At 33.2% G+C, this 16482-nt stretch carries 13 protein-coding genes; 10 read left to right on the forward strand and 3 right to left on the reverse strand.

The genetic code is table 11. The features are described 5' to 3' along the window. Positions 1-27: 27 nt before the first annotated feature. The 7 genes from ACHMWN_RS05325 to ACHMWN_RS05355 all read left to right on the forward strand — a co-directional run bounded on the left by ACHMWN_RS05325 (position 28) and on the right by ACHMWN_RS05355 (position 7873). A complete protein-coding gene (locus ACHMWN_RS05325; protein ID WP_397298330.1) occupies positions 28-864 on the forward strand; it encodes a neutral zinc metallopeptidase in 837 nt (278 codons plus the stop codon). 132 nt (positions 865-996) lie between these two features. Beyond that, a complete protein-coding gene (locus ACHMWN_RS05330) occupies positions 997-2118 on the forward strand; it encodes an ATP-binding protein (protein ID WP_397298332.1) in 1122 nt (373 codons plus the stop codon). 22 nt (positions 2119-2140) lie between these two features. Then, complete coding sequence (locus ACHMWN_RS05335) at positions 2141-5719, forward strand: response regulator (RefSeq protein WP_397298334.1); 3579 nt, start codon at positions 2141-2143, stop codon at positions 5717-5719. A gap of 18 nt (positions 5720-5737) precedes the next feature. Continuing rightward, positions 5738-6112 (forward strand): two-component system response regulator, encoded by a 375-nt coding sequence (locus tag ACHMWN_RS05340; RefSeq protein ID WP_397298336.1) that lies wholly within the window; start codon positions 5738-5740, stop codon positions 6110-6112. Further along, entirely contained in the window at positions 6112-6948 is an 837-nt protein-coding gene (locus ACHMWN_RS05345) for a CheR family methyltransferase (RefSeq protein WP_397298338.1), read from the forward strand. The genes ACHMWN_RS05340 and ACHMWN_RS05345 overlap by 1 nt, the downstream gene beginning before the upstream one ends. Beyond that, positions 6935-7504, forward strand: coding sequence for a chemotaxis protein CheB (locus ACHMWN_RS05350; RefSeq protein WP_397298340.1), 570 nt, complete (start codon positions 6935-6937; stop codon positions 7502-7504). The genes ACHMWN_RS05345 and ACHMWN_RS05350 overlap by 14 nt, the downstream gene beginning before the upstream one ends. Positions 7505-7510: 6 nt before the next feature. Continuing rightward, positions 7511-7873: a response regulator gene (locus tag ACHMWN_RS05355; RefSeq protein ID WP_397298342.1), complete on the forward strand. Its 363-nt coding sequence runs from the start codon at positions 7511-7513 to the stop codon at positions 7871-7873. A 53-nt stretch (positions 7874-7926) separates the two neighbouring features. On the opposite strand, the gene ACHMWN_RS05360 is transcribed toward ACHMWN_RS05355, so the two are convergent. Further along, on the reverse strand, positions 7927-10356 hold the full coding sequence (locus ACHMWN_RS05360; RefSeq protein WP_397298344.1) for a TonB-dependent receptor domain-containing protein: 2430 nt from the start codon (positions 10354-10356) through the stop codon (positions 7927-7929). 250 nt (positions 10357-10606) lie between these two features. Further along, positions 10607-12277: a Zn-dependent hydrolase gene (locus ACHMWN_RS05365; RefSeq protein ID WP_397298345.1), complete on the reverse strand. Its 1671-nt coding sequence runs from the start codon at positions 12275-12277 to the stop codon at positions 10607-10609. A 113-nt stretch (positions 12278-12390) separates the two neighbouring features. On the opposite strand from ACHMWN_RS05365, the gene ACHMWN_RS05370 reads away from it, so the two are divergent. Then, positions 12391-13224 carry an N-acetylmuramoyl-L-alanine amidase gene (locus ACHMWN_RS05370; protein ID WP_397298346.1) on the forward strand — a complete coding sequence of 278 codons (834 nt, stop codon included), beginning with the start codon at positions 12391-12393 and terminating at the stop codon, positions 13222-13224. Between the two features lie 79 nt (positions 13225-13303). Here the strand turns inward: ACHMWN_RS05370 and ACHMWN_RS05375 are convergent, their stop codons facing one another. Next, on the reverse strand, positions 13304-14962 hold the full coding sequence (locus ACHMWN_RS05375; RefSeq protein WP_397298347.1) for a glutamine--tRNA ligase/YqeY domain fusion protein: 1659 nt from the start codon (positions 14960-14962) through the stop codon (positions 13304-13306). Positions 14963-15159: 197 nt separating this feature from the next. Here ACHMWN_RS05375 and ACHMWN_RS05380 point away from each other — a divergent pair, with 197 nt between their 5' ends. Both ACHMWN_RS05380 and ACHMWN_RS05385 read left to right on the forward strand, forming a co-directional pair. Beyond that, positions 15160-15579 (forward strand): cobalamin B12-binding domain-containing protein, encoded by a 420-nt coding sequence (locus tag ACHMWN_RS05380; protein WP_397298349.1) that lies wholly within the window; start codon positions 15160-15162, stop codon positions 15577-15579. 3 nt (positions 15580-15582) lie between these two features. Then, entirely contained in the window at positions 15583-16365 is a 783-nt protein-coding gene (locus tag ACHMWN_RS05385; RefSeq protein ID WP_397298350.1) for an enoyl-CoA hydratase/isomerase family protein, read from the forward strand. Positions 16366-16482 lie beyond the last annotated feature (117 nt).

Raw genomic sequence — 16482 nt, forward strand, 5'->3', positions numbered from 1 at the left:
CCAAATTTAAAAATTAAATCAAAATCTATGCAGTGGTTCGGAAAAGGTAGTCAAAATGTTGAAGACGGAAGAAGTGGTGGCGGTGGCCGTGTAGCCTTAGGTGGCGGTGTTGGAATTATTGTCGTTATTGTTGGACTATTGTTTGGCAAAGACTTAACAGGCTTAGTTAGTCAGATGCCGGCAACTGAACAAGGAGAAGTTAAGAGGGGAACGCCAACTGATGCGCAGGGGAAATTTGTTGCTGGTATTCTCGAATCAACTGAGCAGGTTTGGGAAGAGCAATTCAATGCTTTGGGCGCACCATACGAGCAACCAGTTTTAAGATTATTTAGAGATGGTGTACAATCTGCTTGTGGTAATGCAAGCTCTTCGGTTGGGCCATTTTATTGCCCAGGAGATCATAAAGTTTATATCGATTTATCTTTTTATGATGAGTTAAAAAATCGCTTTGGCGCTGCTGGTGATTTTGCACAAGCCTATGTAATCGCTCATGAAGTTGGTCACCATGTGCAAAATTTATTAGGGATTTCAGCTAAGATGGAAGAAGCTCGTGGTAGATTGAGTGAAGTTGAATACAATAAATTATCAGTAAAACTAGAATTACAAGCTGATTTTTATGCTGGTCTTTGGGCACATCATGCACAAAACCTTAAAGATTTTAAACTTGATGAAGGAGATATCGAAGAGGCTTTAAATGCTGCTAACGCAATAGGTGATGATAAATTACAAAAACAAACACAAGGCGAAGTAGTTCCTGATGCTTTTACCCATGGTACTTCAGCTCAAAGAGTATACTGGTTTAAAAAAGGTTTTGAAACAGGAGACATTAAACAAGGCGATACTTTTAACTCCTCAAAGCTGTAAGACTGTTTATTATTTTTAACTTTTTTAAATTTCCTCAAACAATAATATAAAATTTTTGTTTTCATTTCTTATAGTGATTTTATGCGGTAAAAATCATCTATATTTAAATGCCAAGTTTTAATTATTTAATGAATGATTCTTATTGTAGATGATACACCAGAAAACCTAATTTCTTTAAAAAAGGTTTTTGAAAAGCATGATTTTGAAGTAGATACAGCCTCATCCGGAGAAGAGGCTTTAAAAAAAGTTCTCAAAAACTCTTACGTATTAATTATTCTTGATGTTCAAATGCCAGGTATGGATGGCTTTGAAGTAGCAGAGGCAATTTCTGGTTATAGTAAAGCTAAAGAAACTGCCATCATATTTTTATCTGCAGCAAATACAGAGTTTAAATTCATAGCAAAAGGATATTCGTCTGGAGGTTTAGATTATATTACTAAACCTGTTGATATGAATATTTTACTACTCAAAGTAAAAACTTTTTATCGCATTTATGAGCAGAATAGAAAGCTAAATGAAATGCAAAAAACACTGCTCGAAGAGATTGAATTTCGTAAAGAAGCAGAGCGGAAAAAAGACGAATTTATCAGTATTGCTAGTCACGAATTAAAGACACCATTAACTAGCGTTAAAGGCTATGTGCAGTTGTTAGAAAGAAGTGTAAATAAAGGGGATACTGATACTGTTAAAAAACATTTAAATAAAGCTCAATCGCAACTAGAAAAACTGAATAGTTTAATAGCTGATTTACTTGATATTTCTAAAATTGAAAGTGGAAAACTTAAATTCAACAAACAAAACTTCTCCATTGATGGTCTTTTAGACAATGTAATAGAAGTAATGACTCAATCCAATCCTGAGTTTAAAATACATAAAAAAGGTTCGGTGAATTGTGAAATTTACGGCGATGAAATGCGTATTGAACAAGTAATTGTGAATTTTTTAACAAATGCAATAAAATATTCACCAGGAACTAATGAAATTCAACTTACTGTAAATGTAGAAAACGATGAACTTTATGTGGCTGTAAAAGATTACGGAATTGGAATGCTGCCAGAACAATTGAATCATGTATTTGATAAATTTTATCGTGTAGAAGAAACCTCTCAACGCTTTCAAGGTTTGGGAATTGGCTTATATATCTCTGCAGAAATTATTAAAAGACATGGAGGGCGTATTGGTGTAAATAGCACCTATAATGAAGGTTCAGAATTCTATTTTATAATGCCTACTAATTTAAGAACTGAAGTTTAATGATTAAAAAACTACTCTTTAAATGAAATTATCTCTAAAAACTAACCTTCGCTTAGGACTTGGTTTATCATTGATCATATTGATCTTAAGCTCACTCGCATCTTACGTAAGTATCAGAAATTTAATTAGATCTGCCGATTTGGTTGGCCACAGTAATCAAGTAATGGACGGTCTAGAAAGGATTATTTCTACATTAAAAGATGCAGAAACAGGACAAAGAGGATATCTGTTAACGGGTAACAAAGTTTTTTTAGAACCATATGTTGGTGCTAAAGAAAAGGTAGATGCTTTATACAATAAATTAAATGCAGAAACAAAAGATAACCCTTTTCAGCAACGCAAATTAGATGAAATAAAAGAAATACTAGATACAAGACTAGGAATTCTTCAAAAAACGGTTGCTATTAAGGAGAATAATGGCATTGTGTCTCAAGCCTACTTATTAGACGGAAAAGTGTACATGGATAAGTTGCGGCTAATTATAAAAGAGATGCAAGATGAAGAGAGAAGGTTATTAGCCAATCGTACAACAGAGATGAACACATTATCTGGCTATACTCCATTATTAATCATTTTAGCCTCAGTTCTTTCTCTACTTATTACCATTTTCTTTTATAGAAAAGTTGCTTCTGATTTTGATGATCGCACAAGACTGCAACAAAAATTACAAGATATAAACGATGAAACGGCAAAGAGAATACAAGCGATTCAAGATATTGCCAAACAAATTTCAAATGGCGATTATAAAATTAGATTAGATGAAGTTGCAAAAGATGGATTAGGTAGTTTGGTTGGATCGCTAAATGCAATGGCAGAATCGCTACAATATTCATTTGGTTTATTGGAAGATAAAGAATGGTTACAATCTGGGGTAGCCAAACTAAACGACCAAATGGTTGGTGAAAAAGACCTTAAAACATTGGCAAGTGACATGTTATCTCACATTGTGGAACACACAAAAAGTCAAGTAGCAGCACTTTACATTTTAGAAGAAGATAAAAATTTATACTTAACTGGTGGATATGCATTATCTGCAAACGACAAAAGCAATAAAATAGCAATTGGGGAAGGATTAATTGGACAATGTTTAAAATCTGAGAAACTAATTTTATTAGATAAAATTCCAGACGAAGAAACAACCATTAGTTATGCTACCGGACAAACAAAACCAAAAAATGTAGTGGCGTTTCCATTGCATAGGGATGGAATTATGGTGGGTGTAATTGAATTAGCAACATTAATTCCTTACACGCCAAGAAAAATAGACTTTTTAAATGCAATTGCTGGCAATATTGGTATCGCTATTCATGTTGCACAAAACAGAAAAAAATTACAAGAGTTTTTAGAAGAAACACAAGCTCAGGCAGAAGAACTACAGGCACAACACAGTGAACTTGAGGCTTTAAATGCTGAACTTGAAGCTCAAACACAAAAAATTCAAGCTTCTGAAGAAGAACTTCGTGTACAACAAGAAGAACTTTTACAAAGTAATCAAGAGTTAGAAGAAAGGACTAGTTTGCTCGAAGAAAAAAATCAACTTATTCAAGAGCGAAATATTGATATTCAGCAAAAAGCAGAACAATTAGAGCAAAGTACACGCTATAAATCAGAGTTTCTAGCTAACATGTCGCATGAATTGAGAACTCCTTTAAACTCAATTTTATTGTTGTCTAAATTAATGGCAGATAATGAAGAATTAGATACAGAATATACAGAATATGCATCTGTAATTCAAAGTTCTGGTCAAGGTTTACTTAATTTAATTGATGAAATTTTAGATCTTTCAAAAATAGAAGCTGGTAAAATGAGCTTAGAAATTGAAGAAGTTAAACTAGCAGAAGTGACAACTGATATGCACTCTTTGTTTAACCCAATTGCTAAAGAAAAACGCATAGAATTTGAAGTTGTGGTGGACAAAAATGTACCAACATATATGAGTACAGATAAAATGAGATTAGAGCAAATCTTAAAAAACCTGTTATCAAATGCATTTAAATTCACTTCAGAAGGAAAAGTAAGCCTATCATTATCATCTGATACAAGTCGAAACGCTCTAATTTTTAAAGTTAAAGATTCGGGTATCGGCATTGCTAAAAATAAAATGAATATGGTTTTTGAAGCTTTCCAGCAAGCAGATGGATCTACTCGTCGTAAATTTGGCGGAACCGGTTTGGGGTTATCTATTAGTAGAGAATTAGCTAAACTATTGGGTGGGGATATTCAATTGGAAAGTGAAGAAAATATAGGTAGCGAGTTTACATTAGTTGTCCCAACACAGTATAAGAACGGAGTTTTAGGAGAACAGGTAATCAATTTTGAAACACATAATACACCTAGCTATACAGAGACTGTTACAGAAGAACGATTTACGGTAGAGCATATTCCTGGTGATGTGGAGGATGATAGAACGAATATTGAACCGTCTGATAAGGTAATTTTAATTATTGAAGATGATACTATTTTTGCTAAAACCTTACTTGATTTTACACGAAAAAGAAACTATAAAGGCATAGTTGCAGTCCGTGGAGATGTCGGAATAGAATTAGCTAATGAGTATAATCCGTTGGCTATTTTATTAGATATTCAACTGCCAGTAAAAGATGGCTGGCAAGTGATGGAAGAGCTAAAATCAAACCCTAATACACGACCTATTCCGGTTCATATCATGTCTTCACTTTCTGTTAAAAAGGAAAGTTTGTTAAAAGGGGCGGTAGATTTTATTGATAAACCTGTAGCATTAGAGCACATGAAACAGATTTTCGAAAAACTGGAAGATGCATTAAGTAGATATCCTAAAAAAGTATTAATTGTTGAAGAAAATGAACAACATGCTAAGGCTTTAAGTTACTTTTTAGGCACTTCTAATATTCAAAATATAGTGTCGAAAAATGTAAAAGAAAGTATTGAAGCGCTTCAAAAAAAGGAAATCGAATGTGTGATTTTAGATATGGGAGTTCCGGATAAAAACGCATATGAAACTTTAGAAACGATTAAGAAAAGCGAAGGATTAGAAAATCTTCCAATTATAGTTTTTACTGGTAAAAATTTATCTAAAGGAGAAGAAAGTCGAATTAAGCAATATGCAGATTCCATAGTTTTAAAAACGGCTCATTCTTATCAACGTATTTTAGATGAAGCTGGTTTATTTTTGCATTTGGTAGAAGAAAAGGAAAAACGGAGCCCTGCTATGAGAACCAATTTGGGCGGACTAAACGAGGTACTTAAAGATAAAGTTGTATTAATTGCTGATGATGATGTACGTAATATTTTCTCTTTAACCAAAGCTTTAGAACAACATAAAATGAAAGTGTTGCCTGCTGTAGATGGAAAAGAGGCCTTAAGAGTTTTAAGTGAAAACCCTAAAGTAGATGTAGTGTTAATGGATATGATGATGCCTGAATTGGACGGTTATCAAACTACTAAAGAGATAAGAACAATGCCTGCTTACAAACAATTACCCATTTTAGCTGTTACTGCAAAAGCAATGATGGGAGATAGAGAGAAATGCATTGCTGCGGGAGCATCTGATTATATCTCTAAGCCTGTTGATATTGATCAATTAGTTTCTTTATTAAGGGTTTGGTTGTACGATAGGGTTTAAATTATTGTTTTATAATTTATGGAAGTTAAGACAAAAAAAGTATTAATAATTGACGACGATAGTAGGAATATATTTGCACTAAAAGCAGTTTTAAAAGCTAAAAAATTTACATGTCTTTCTGCGAGCAGTGCTCAGCAAGGATTTGATATCCTTGCCAGTGATAAAGACATAGCAGTTGTTTTGATGGATATGATGATGCCAGACATGGATGGATATCAAGCAATGGCTGAAATGAAAAAAGATCCTGAAATGAAATCAGTGCCTGTAATTGCAGTTACTGCACAAGCCATGGTGGGCGATAAAGAGCGGTGCATAAATGCGGGTGCCGTAGGCTATATTTCTAAACCAGTTAATGTTGATGAATTGGTTCTTCAACTAAAAAATTATATCTAGTGCCAAACACATCTTCTATAAATGACGAGCAAATAGAAACATTAATTACTGATGTTTTAGAGCAATATGGATATGATTTTACGGGATATTCAAGAGCGTCTTTTAAAAGGAGAGTGCTTCGCTTGTTTGGTTTAGATAAACAAGTTAGCTTTGCAGAATTTAGATATAAGATTGGAAATGATAGTACTTATTTTAAACGTTTTGTAGAACAAATTACAGTAAACGTTACAGAAATGTTTCGTGATCCTGGGTTTTACAAAGCACTAAGAGAAAAAGTCTTTCCAAATCTAAGCACTTATCCATTTATTAGAATTTGGCTCGCTGGTTGCTCAACTGGAGAGGAAGTATATTCAATGGCAATATTGCTTAAAGAATTGAATTTGCTGAATAAATCGCTAATTTATGCTACAGACATAAATCCGATAGTATTAGAAAAAGCAGCACAAGGTTTGTTTCCACTTAGTCAAATGAAGCAATATTCAGAAAATTACATTGCATCTGGAGGAACAAAAGATTTTTCATCATATTATAGCGCAAATTATTCTTTAGCCAAATTTGATCATGAGTTAAAAGCTAAAATGATTTTTTCTACTCATAACTTAGTTTCTGATCATTCTTTTAACGAATTTCAATTAATATTATGCCGTAATGTGCTAATTTATTTTGATAGAGATCTACAGCATAAAGTTTTACAACTTTTTGATAACAGTTTAGAAAAGTTAGGTTATTTAGCATTAGGAACAAAAGAAACAACCGATTTTTCGCCAATTAGTAAAAGCTATAAAAGATTAGAAACTGAAAAAATTTGGAGGAAATTAAGCGATGAAAAACTGTAATGCTTTGGTTATTGGCGGCTCCGCCGGAAGTTTAGATGTGCTGATTAAGGTATTGCCAAAAATTGATATCAACATTCCTTTTCCAATAATCATTGTAGTACATCGTAAACAAGGAACCGATTCATTGTTATCAGAGCTTTTATCGACCAAAACAGCACTAATAGTTAAAGAAATTGAAGAAAAAGAAAGTATCTTGCCAGCAACCATTTATATTGCACCCTCAGATTATCACTTATTGATAGAAAAGGATTTAACTTTTTCACTAGATTATTCGGAAAAAGTAAATTATTCAAGACCATCAATTGATGTAAGTTTTCAGTCGGCGGCAGAAGTGTATGGAGATAAGCTAGTGTGTTTGTTGCTTTCTGGCTCTAACTCTGATGGAGTAAATGGGTTAATTGCTGTAGAAAGTTATGGTGGAGAAACTGCGGTTCAAGATCCGCTGACTGCACAAGTAAATTACATGCCTGCACAAGCAATTTTAAAGGCCAAAATAGATAGGGTTTTAAAAATAGAAGAAATGGCAAATTATATAAATTTATTAGGTAAAGGCTAAAAGAATATGAATAAAAAGGTATTTATTTTTGATGATAATGAAGATATTTTAGAATTATGCACATTAATTTTAGAAGATGCAGGTTATGAAATTAAAACCTCTGCTACCTCTAATCATATCGTTGATCAGGTATCAGCATATATGCCCGATTTGATTTTCATGGATAATTGGCTGCCAGATGTAGGTGGAATTGAAGCAACCCAGGAATTAAAAAGTCATGAAGATTTGAAACATATTCCAGTAATTTATTTTTCGGCAAATAACGATGTAAGTTCTTTAGCAGAAAAAGCAGGTGCTGATAGTTTTTTACCGAAACCGTTCGACATTCAAGCGCTAGAAGAAATTGTACACACGTATATCGGAAAGTAAAATGCCTTACATAGTTTAAACTACATAAGGCATTTAGTTCATTTATATATTGATTAATTCTTCATTCTACCTTGCTCATCTTCTGTTCCTGTAGAACGACGACGTGCTGGTTTAATTTCATTTTTACCAAAGCGATAAGTGAAACTGATTCTTCCAATTTGGGTATCGTTCTTTTGGTATAAATCATATGTTAAACCCGGATAAGCACTTGTAATATTTTGCTCATTGGTATTAAATACATCACTAAGTGCAAGTTTTAAACTAGCTTTTTTGTTCAATAAAGATTTACTTAATCCCATATCTACATAATATCTATTACCTATGCTAAGTGTTCCATAATCTATTGGTGATTCGTAATTTCCACTTAATTCTGCAGTTAATCCTGGTATGATGATAAAATTATTTTGCATTTTATATTGAAAAGATGTTTTACCAGTTTTTAATTTTTGGCCTGCTAAACTAGGTGACTCAAAACTTAAGTGAAAAACATTGAAATTATTATTCATATCCCACCATTTGAATGGTTTAATTGGTACGTTTAAATTTGCACCATAGCTTACGTTTTTAGCAAGGTTTGCGTTGGTTTGATATAATGCCTTTTTAGATTCATCTGGTAATAAAACCTGTGTAATTACATCATTTACTCTACTATAATTAACAGACAATAAATATTTCTGTTTAAAGGTGTAGGAAACTTCAAAATTGTTCGTGTATTGAGGATTTAAGAAAGGATTTCCTTTATTGTAAGTATATTCATCTAAATAATAAACAAATGGGTTTAAGGCATCATAACTTGGTCTGTCAATTCTACGACTGTAAGAAAATCCAATTTGATTATCCTTAGATAAAGTTTGTTGCAAAAAGAAGGTTGGAAAAAAATCCCAGTAACTCCTTTTAACCACTTCATTGTTGGTGATTAGATTACCTGTAGAATTTGTCTGTTCTACTCTTAATCCAAACTGTACGCTAGTATTTTTAAACTGCTTATTAAGATTTGTGTATATAGCATTTACATTTTCATCGTAAACAAACTGATTACTTCTTCTTACATCGTTTTGCCAAACATTATTCACCAATTCTTCAGCTCTTAAATCGTTGTCTGTTTTAACCCAGCTACTTTTTACACCAGCTTCTAATTTTATAGTTTTGCTCAATGATACATTGTAATCTACTTTAAATGCTTTAATATCAATTTGAGTTGGTGTAGTATTTCTGATTACACTTAATGGTCTAATTTTACTTCCATTCGCAAAAAGATAATCATTGTAGTAGTCTGCAATGTCCTTTCCATTATAACGCGAATAATCTAAATCAGCAGAAATTTCTGAACCAGCAGTGTCTAAAATGGATTTATAATTTAAATTGTAAGCGATGTTGTTATACTTATCACGTGTTTGCGAAGTGGTATTAAGTAGAGAATCTGTTTCTGTATAAGATTTTCCAATCAAGGTTTTATTATCAGTAGTCTCTTTACCAGAGTTTAGGTAGCCATTAACTAAAAAACCGATCGTGTTTTTTTTGTCGATAAAATAATCTAACCCAGCTTTAAAGTTATTGTTTTCACGTTTTCTATAATTTTCGCCTACTTGCATAAAATAGGTTTTTGGACTACCATTAGAAATGCGGTTAATTTCTAATAGATTGTTATTTCTAAAATTGCCGTAGTTATAGTTTCCAAATACATTTAGTTTTTTAGAACGATGGTTTAGAGTTAGACCTGCATTTCCCCTAAAATTTTTGCCTTGAGCTGCGGTTAATGAAACGCTTCCATTAGTACCACCATTTTTGCTCTTTTTTGTTTTGATATTGATAATTCCAGAATTACCAGATGCAGGGTATTTTGAAGATGGATTTGTAATTAACTCGATCGTTTCAAGTTCAGAGCTTTGCATGTTTCTCAATAGATTGGCAACATCAGCATTGCTCATGTAAGTTTGTTTTCCATCTAATAAAATTAACACGCCTTGTTTTCCTTGCATAGAAATATTATCATTCTGGTCCACTGTTACACCTGGTGCTTTTTGCAAAACTTCCAGCGCAGATGAGCCAATAGCAACGCTGCTATTTTCTACATTCATTACCAACTTATCAGTTTTACGTTCTATAAGTGGCTTAATTGCAGTTATACTTACTGCGTTTAGCGTTTTACTATTCGACTTTAATCGAATTTCTTCTAAGCTTAAAATTAAGTTGCTTTCAGTTAATTGAAACGGTTTTCCTTTGAAGATATCATAACCCATCATATTCGCTTTCACGAAATAAGAACCAGTATTGATGTTTGCAAATTCAAATTTTCCATCTGCAGTAGTTAAAGCGGTTTTAACTAAAGATGAATCGGACGATTTAAAAAGACCAATTGTTACAAAATCAATTGGCCTGCTTTGTTCGTCTACAACAACGCCACTTATGGTTCCTTGCTTTGTGTTAGCGGAGGCGATGTTTCCTGTTAATAATACAAATAGTAATAAGTAAATAGTTTTCATTTTGTGTTTGTTTGGTTTAAAAAATAGGGCATAAAAATTTCACAGCGTTCGCACGCAATTTTTTTCATTTCCAAAATTTTAAGTTTAGTTCAAAAGACCGAAAGCCTTTCTGTTAGTTTGTATCGTATAGACGAGACGAACCTAAAAAAGGTTACAGAAAATTTATTCTTTTTTTCTTGTCAGAAGTTTTTAAAAACAAAAGAGCTCATTTAATTAGTTTAAATGAGCTCTTTTACAGAAGGATACTAAATTATTTCATTCCTAAAACGTCAACACCTTGTTCAAAAACAATATCAACTGGAATACCCTTTTTACTTAAACGATCTAAATCTTTTTGAAGCTCTGGTTGTATAATTCCTTTTTCTTTTTGAGCTTTTTCTACCGCAGCTTTATTTCCATTACCTTGCAATTCAATAATGAAACGACTTAATTCGTTCATTGCAACTGCAAACTTATCAAAGTCTACTTTATAAGTTCCATTTGTAGTTCTTTCAAAAGCTCCTTTTTCTTTAAAGAAGTTGAAACATTGCATGTTTGCTTTCCCATGCGCTTCTGATGCGCCAAAACGTACAGATCTTAATAAACCAGCCATAAATGTAGTATAGTAATCTTTAATGTCGCCAGTTAATTCACCTTTTTTAAGTAGGCCAGTAACCATATATAAACCTAGGATATCGGCTTTACCTTCTTCTAACCAAGAATATTGCTCTTTTAAAGCAGAACGGACTGTTCCCTTACCTGAAATTGTATTTTTGATACCTAAACCATGGGCAACTTCATGAAACATCACATTAGCAAAAAACGCATCAAACTTAATGTATTGCTGTTGATCTTTGTCAATTAACTCTTTCGATATTGGCACTAATATTTTATCAAACTTAGCCTGCATTGCATTTTTCAACTGCGAACGACGTGTTCCTTTTTTCTGTTGAATTGCTTCATCATTAGGTAAGTTTACGGCAATAGTTTTCGATCCTGCATTACAATCGCCAGCATAATAAACTACATCGTATGCATTTAACTCCGAATCCGTTCCAGGAACTTCTTTTTTATACTTTCCGTCAACAGGCAACCCTTTTTGTAATTCAGGCAACATCGATACGTATTTGGCTAAACGCTTGCTCCAAACTTTATCCTTCACTAAAACGTACGATTCGAAAGATGCACGAGCATTAAATAGTTTATCCTCGTAATTTTCTATCGGGCCAATTATAATGTCTAAACCGTTGGTTTTCATGTCTAACCAAGCGTAATCACTTGCAGAATAATCATCGGTAACCAAAGCATCAGCTCTAAGATTTAAGTATTTTTTTAAGCCCGCATCATCTGCCAGCAAAGCCGCTTGTTTTAATAAACTACTTGCTTTTTGTAATTCGGTAGCATATAAAACATGATATGGAACAGAAATCAATTTCCCTTTCTCCGTTCTAATAACAGAGTATAATCCATATTTATCTTTTACATCAGATTTTTCTAAGGCTTCTTTGGTCATACCAGCAGGATAAAAAGTTCCAGTTTCTGATTTTGGACCAATACCAGTTACAAATGGTTTATCGCCATTTAACCTATCCCATGGACCATAATTAATATCTATAAACTGTTTAGTTTTTTCGTCTTTAATAGAATTTTTAAGGCTGTCACGCTGTGGATATACTTGTTTCCAAAATAAATCATCCATTATTTTAGCAGCTTCTATTAATAAAGGCAAAACCTTTCGCTCGCTTACAGTAAGCTGATTAAGGTTGGTAGTTAATCTTACTTTCTCGTAAATTGGTAAACGTTGTGCTACATATTCTTGTAGAGAATCTTTAGTTGAGTTGTCTTTTTTATCAGTAGTTTGATCAGAATTACTACATGCAATTAAGCAAGCTGTAATTGAAACTCCGATAAATAAAGTTCCTATTTTATTAATGTTTTTCATTTGGTTAAGAAATTGTTTTTCATTTTGTTTCAATGCACTAAATTAGCAAAAAATATAAGCATGTATAATTTTAATATATTGCATGCTCAACGTATTATCCCTAATCATAAATCATGTTAGTAAACAAAATTACATTAAAAAGCGCTGTACTAATTTCCTGCGTATTGTTGTTAACCAATTGTAGCACGAGTAAATATGCCGCTACAGATAAGGTATACAAAAATATGGCAAAAGGCTTTTCTAAAATAATTAAGGCAACTCCACCAGAAGGTCAAACTATTGATTCGTTAAATAATGAACAATATTTTGTGGGTACTGTAAATATGGGTATTCGCAAACCTAATTTTGTAATTATACACCATACTGCGCAAGATTCTACTGCACAAACGTTAAAAACGTTTACCATTGCTAGAACTGCTGTTAGTGCACACTATGTGGTTGGTAGAGATGGAAAAGTATACCACATGGTAAATGATTATTTAAGAGCACAACATGCAGGTGTTGGGCGTTGGGGAAACGATACTGATTTAAATTCTTCTTCTATTGGAATAGAGTTAGATAATAATGGCACTACAGATCCTTGGACAGATGCTCAAATTAATAGCCTTTGTTCGTTATTAGCAACATTAAAAAAGAAGTATAGTATTCCAACAGCTAATTTTATTGGCCATGCAGATATTGCGCCAACACGTAAACCAGATCCCAATAATTTTCCATGGAAAACACTCGCTAAAAAAGGATTTGGATTGTGGTACGATGATGTTTTGCAATTGCCACCAGCAGATTTTGATACAACAATTGCACTAAGAATTATTGGATATGATGTAAGAAATTTACCTGCTGCAATAACCGCATTTAAACGTCATTTTGTGGGTACAGATATTACACCAAAATTAACAGAACCAGACAAATTGATTTTATACAATTTGTATAAGAAATATATGTAGGAAATCCTATTAATAAAAAAGCCGCAGATGCATAGATTATTTTAAATCTGCGCATCTGCGGCTTACTATTTTAACCTAATTATGCTTTAGGCTTCCAAGCTTCTTTTAATGAAACCGTTCTATTAAAAACTAATTGACCAGGTTTCGAATCTTTATCTAAACAGAAATAACCTTTACGAATAAACTGATAACCTACACCTTGTTCGGCAGTTGCCAAATAAGGTTCAATGTACGCTTGCTTAATCACTTCCATGCTTTCTGGATTTAAATAATCTTTAAAATCACCTTCTTCACTATCTGGAGATTCCACAGTAAATAAGCGATCATATAAACGAACTTCTGCAGTTTGGGCATGTTTTGCACTCACCCAATGAATTGTTCCTTTTACGTTTATACCGCTTGTATCTTCACCGCTTTTCGATTCTGGAATATATGAACAATGAATTTCGATTACATTTCCGTTTTCATCTTTTTTAAAATCTTCGCATTTAACAATGTAAGCATGTTTTAATCTTACGGTTGCACCAGGAGCTAATCTGAACCATTTTTTAGCAGGCTCTTCCATAAAATCTTCACGCTCAATCCACAATTCATTACTAAAAGGAATTTCACGTGTTCCGCCTTTGTCTTCAGCCTCTGGGTTATTTTCACCAATTAAAGTTTCTTCTTTCCCTGCTGGATAATTGGTAATTACTAACTTAATCGGATCCAAAACAGCCATTACGCGAGTAGCTCTTTTATTCAAATCTTCGCGAATACAGAACTCTAATAAACCTAATTCAATTAAGTTTTCTCTTTTGGCAATGCCGATACGCTCACAAAATTCTTTAATGCTTTCAGGTGTATAACCCCTTCGGCGCAAACCACTAATAGTAGGCATACGAGGATCATCCCATCCACTAACTAAATTGTCATTTACCAATTGCATTAATTTGCGTTTACTCATTACCGTGTAAGTAAGATTTAAACGGGCAAATTCATATTGTTTAGATGGAAAAATTTCTAGTTTTTCGATAAACCAATCGTACAATTCGCGATGTGACACATATTCTAACGTACAAATAGAGTGTGTGATATTTTCAATACTATCACTTTGTCCATGTGCAAAATCATACATTGGATAAATGCACCAAGCATCGCCAGTTCTATGATGGTGAGCATGTTTAATACGATAAATAATAGGATCACGCATCAACATATTAGAACTAGCTAAATCAATTTTAGCACGTAATGTACAAGCACCATCTTCCAGTTCGCCACTTTTCATGCTAGCAAACAAAGCTAAATTTTCCGCTATACTGCGATTTCTATAGGCATTTTCTTTACCTGGTTCTATTGGTGATCCCTTTTGTTCTGCAATTTCTTCAGCTGTACTATGATCTACATAAGCCAAGCCTTTTTCAATCAGTTTTACTGCAAAACCATGTAATTGATCAAAGTAATCTGACGCATATAATTCGTTTTTCCACTCAAACCCCAACCAATGAATATCCTCTTGCTGGCTATTTACATATTCTGTTTTCTCCGTAACCGGATTAGTATCATCAAAACGCAAATTGGTATAACCACCATATTTTTGGGTTAATCCAAAATTAAGGCATATGGCTTTTGCATGGCCAATATGTAAGTATCCGTTAGGCTCTGGCGGAAAACGTGTAACCAAAGTTTTCGTTTTTCCACTACTTAAATCATTCTCTATTAGCTCTTCAATAAAGTTCAATGATTTTTCTTCACTCATAAAAATTATAAATTATAGACGCCAAAGTTAAGAAGATTAAGGGTATTTTAAGGTTGTTTTTAATGGGTTGATTAATAAAACAGCTAATTTATTTACATTTACACTGTATTTTGTTGGTTAGTTTATTGGATCGATTAACGATTAACCCCTTTAAACAACAAACCAACTAAAATCGAAGCAAACCAAAAAAACCAGAAATGAGCAAAACATTGAACAGACCGATTAGAGTTTTAGTGGCAAAAGTGGGTTTAGATGGACATGATCGTGGGGCAAAAGTAATCGCAACCTCGCTACGAGATGCAGGTATGGAAGTAATTTACACAGGTTTGCGTCAAACGCCAGAAATGGTAGTAAATACGGCATTGCAAGAAGATGTTGATGCTATTGGAATTTCTATTCTTTCAGGTGCACACATGACAGTTTTCCCTAAAATTGTTGCTATTATGAAAGAAAAACAATTAACAGATGTTTTGTTAACTGGCGGAGGAATTATTCCCGAAGGAGACATGAAAAAGCTACAAGATATAGGTGTAGGAGAACTTTTCCCACCAGGAACACCCATGGCAAGCATTGTAGAATATATAGAAAATTGGGTAATTGAAAACAGAAATTTTTAAGACATGATGTATCAGCAAATTGTAACTGAAGTAAAAGAAAATATATTTTATATCACAATAAACAGAGAGCAAAAACTTAACGCTTTAAATAAGGAAGTGTTAATGGAATTAGCGGATGCAATTAATTTTGCTACGCATAGCGATGAAGTTCGTGGTGTATTACTAACTGGTGCTGGAGAAAAAGCTTTTGTAGCTGGCGCTGATATTTCTGAATTTCAAAATTATAATGTAGAAGAGGGAAAAGAGTTGGCAAAAGTTGGTCAGACTAATGTTTTTGATGCCATAGAAAATTGTCCAAAACCTGTAGTTGCAGCTATTAATGGTTTTGCTCTTGGTGGAGGGTTGGAATTGGCAATGGCATGTCATATCCGCATTGCGAGCGAAAATGCAAAATTGGGCTTGCCAGAGGTAACTTTAGGTTTAATACCTGGTTATGGCGGTACACAACGGTTAACCCAATTAGTTGGAAAAGGTAGGGCAATAGAAATGATTACGACGGCAGATATGATTACTGCTGAAAAAGCGTACAGAATTGGCTTGGTAAATGAAGTTGTACCACAGGCAGAATTAATCAGTAAAGCGGAAGAGATTTTAAATAAAATTAAACTTAGAGCTCCATTAGCAGTAGCAAGTGCTGTAAAAGCAATTAATTCATCCTTTAGAATAAATGTAAATGGATTTGATGTAGAAATTGAAGAGTTTGCAAAATGTTTTCAAACTGAAGATTTTAAAGAAGGTGTTAGTGCATTTTTAGAAAAAAGAAAGGCAGCTTTTAAAGGGAAATAAGCTTCGTTAAATAAAACTTTTAAACCCATTGATGATTGATTATCAATGGGTTTTGTTTTTGTACGTACTGTTGGGTAGTTAAATATACCAATGCAAGGGTATTTTATGTGGCAGTGT

Source organism: Pedobacter sp. UC225_61 (assembly GCF_044452285.1).
Taxonomy (GTDB): Bacteria; Bacteroidota; Bacteroidia; order Sphingobacteriales; family Sphingobacteriaceae; genus Pedobacter.

Bases quoted from the DNA above. Each gene is read 5' to 3' on its own strand.
- ACHMWN_RS05355 (WP_397298342.1), top strand. From the start codon at position 7,511: ATGAATAAAAAGGTATTTATTTTTGATGATAATGAAGATATTTTAGAA.
- ACHMWN_RS05385 (WP_397298350.1), top strand. From the start codon at position 15,583: ATGATGTATCAGCAAATTGTAACTGAAGTAAAAGAAAATATATTTTAT.
- ACHMWN_RS05330 (WP_397298332.1), top strand. From the start codon at position 997: ATGATTCTTATTGTAGATGATACACCAGAAAACCTAATTTCTTTAAAA.
- ACHMWN_RS05325 (WP_397298330.1), top strand. From the start codon at position 28: ATGCAGTGGTTCGGAAAAGGTAGTCAAAATGTTGAAGACGGAAGAAGT.
- ACHMWN_RS05335 (WP_397298334.1), top strand. From the start codon at position 2,141: ATGAAATTATCTCTAAAAACTAACCTTCGCTTAGGACTTGGTTTATCA.
- ACHMWN_RS05360 (WP_397298344.1), bottom strand. From the start codon at position 10,356: ATGAAAACTATTTACTTATTACTATTTGTATTATTAACAGGAAACATC.
- ACHMWN_RS05375 (WP_397298347.1), bottom strand. From the start codon at position 14,962: ATGAGTGAAGAAAAATCATTGAACTTTATTGAAGAGCTAATAGAGAAT.
- ACHMWN_RS05365 (WP_397298345.1), bottom strand. From the start codon at position 12,277: ATGAAAAACATTAATAAAATAGGAACTTTATTTATCGGAGTTTCAATT.
- ACHMWN_RS05370 (WP_397298346.1), top strand. From the start codon at position 12,391: ATGTTAGTAAACAAAATTACATTAAAAAGCGCTGTACTAATTTCCTGC.
- ACHMWN_RS05350 (WP_397298340.1), top strand. From the start codon at position 6,935: ATGAAAAACTGTAATGCTTTGGTTATTGGCGGCTCCGCCGGAAGTTTA.
- ACHMWN_RS05340 (WP_397298336.1), top strand. From the start codon at position 5,738: ATGGAAGTTAAGACAAAAAAAGTATTAATAATTGACGACGATAGTAGG.
- ACHMWN_RS05380 (WP_397298349.1), top strand. From the start codon at position 15,160: ATGAGCAAAACATTGAACAGACCGATTAGAGTTTTAGTGGCAAAAGTG.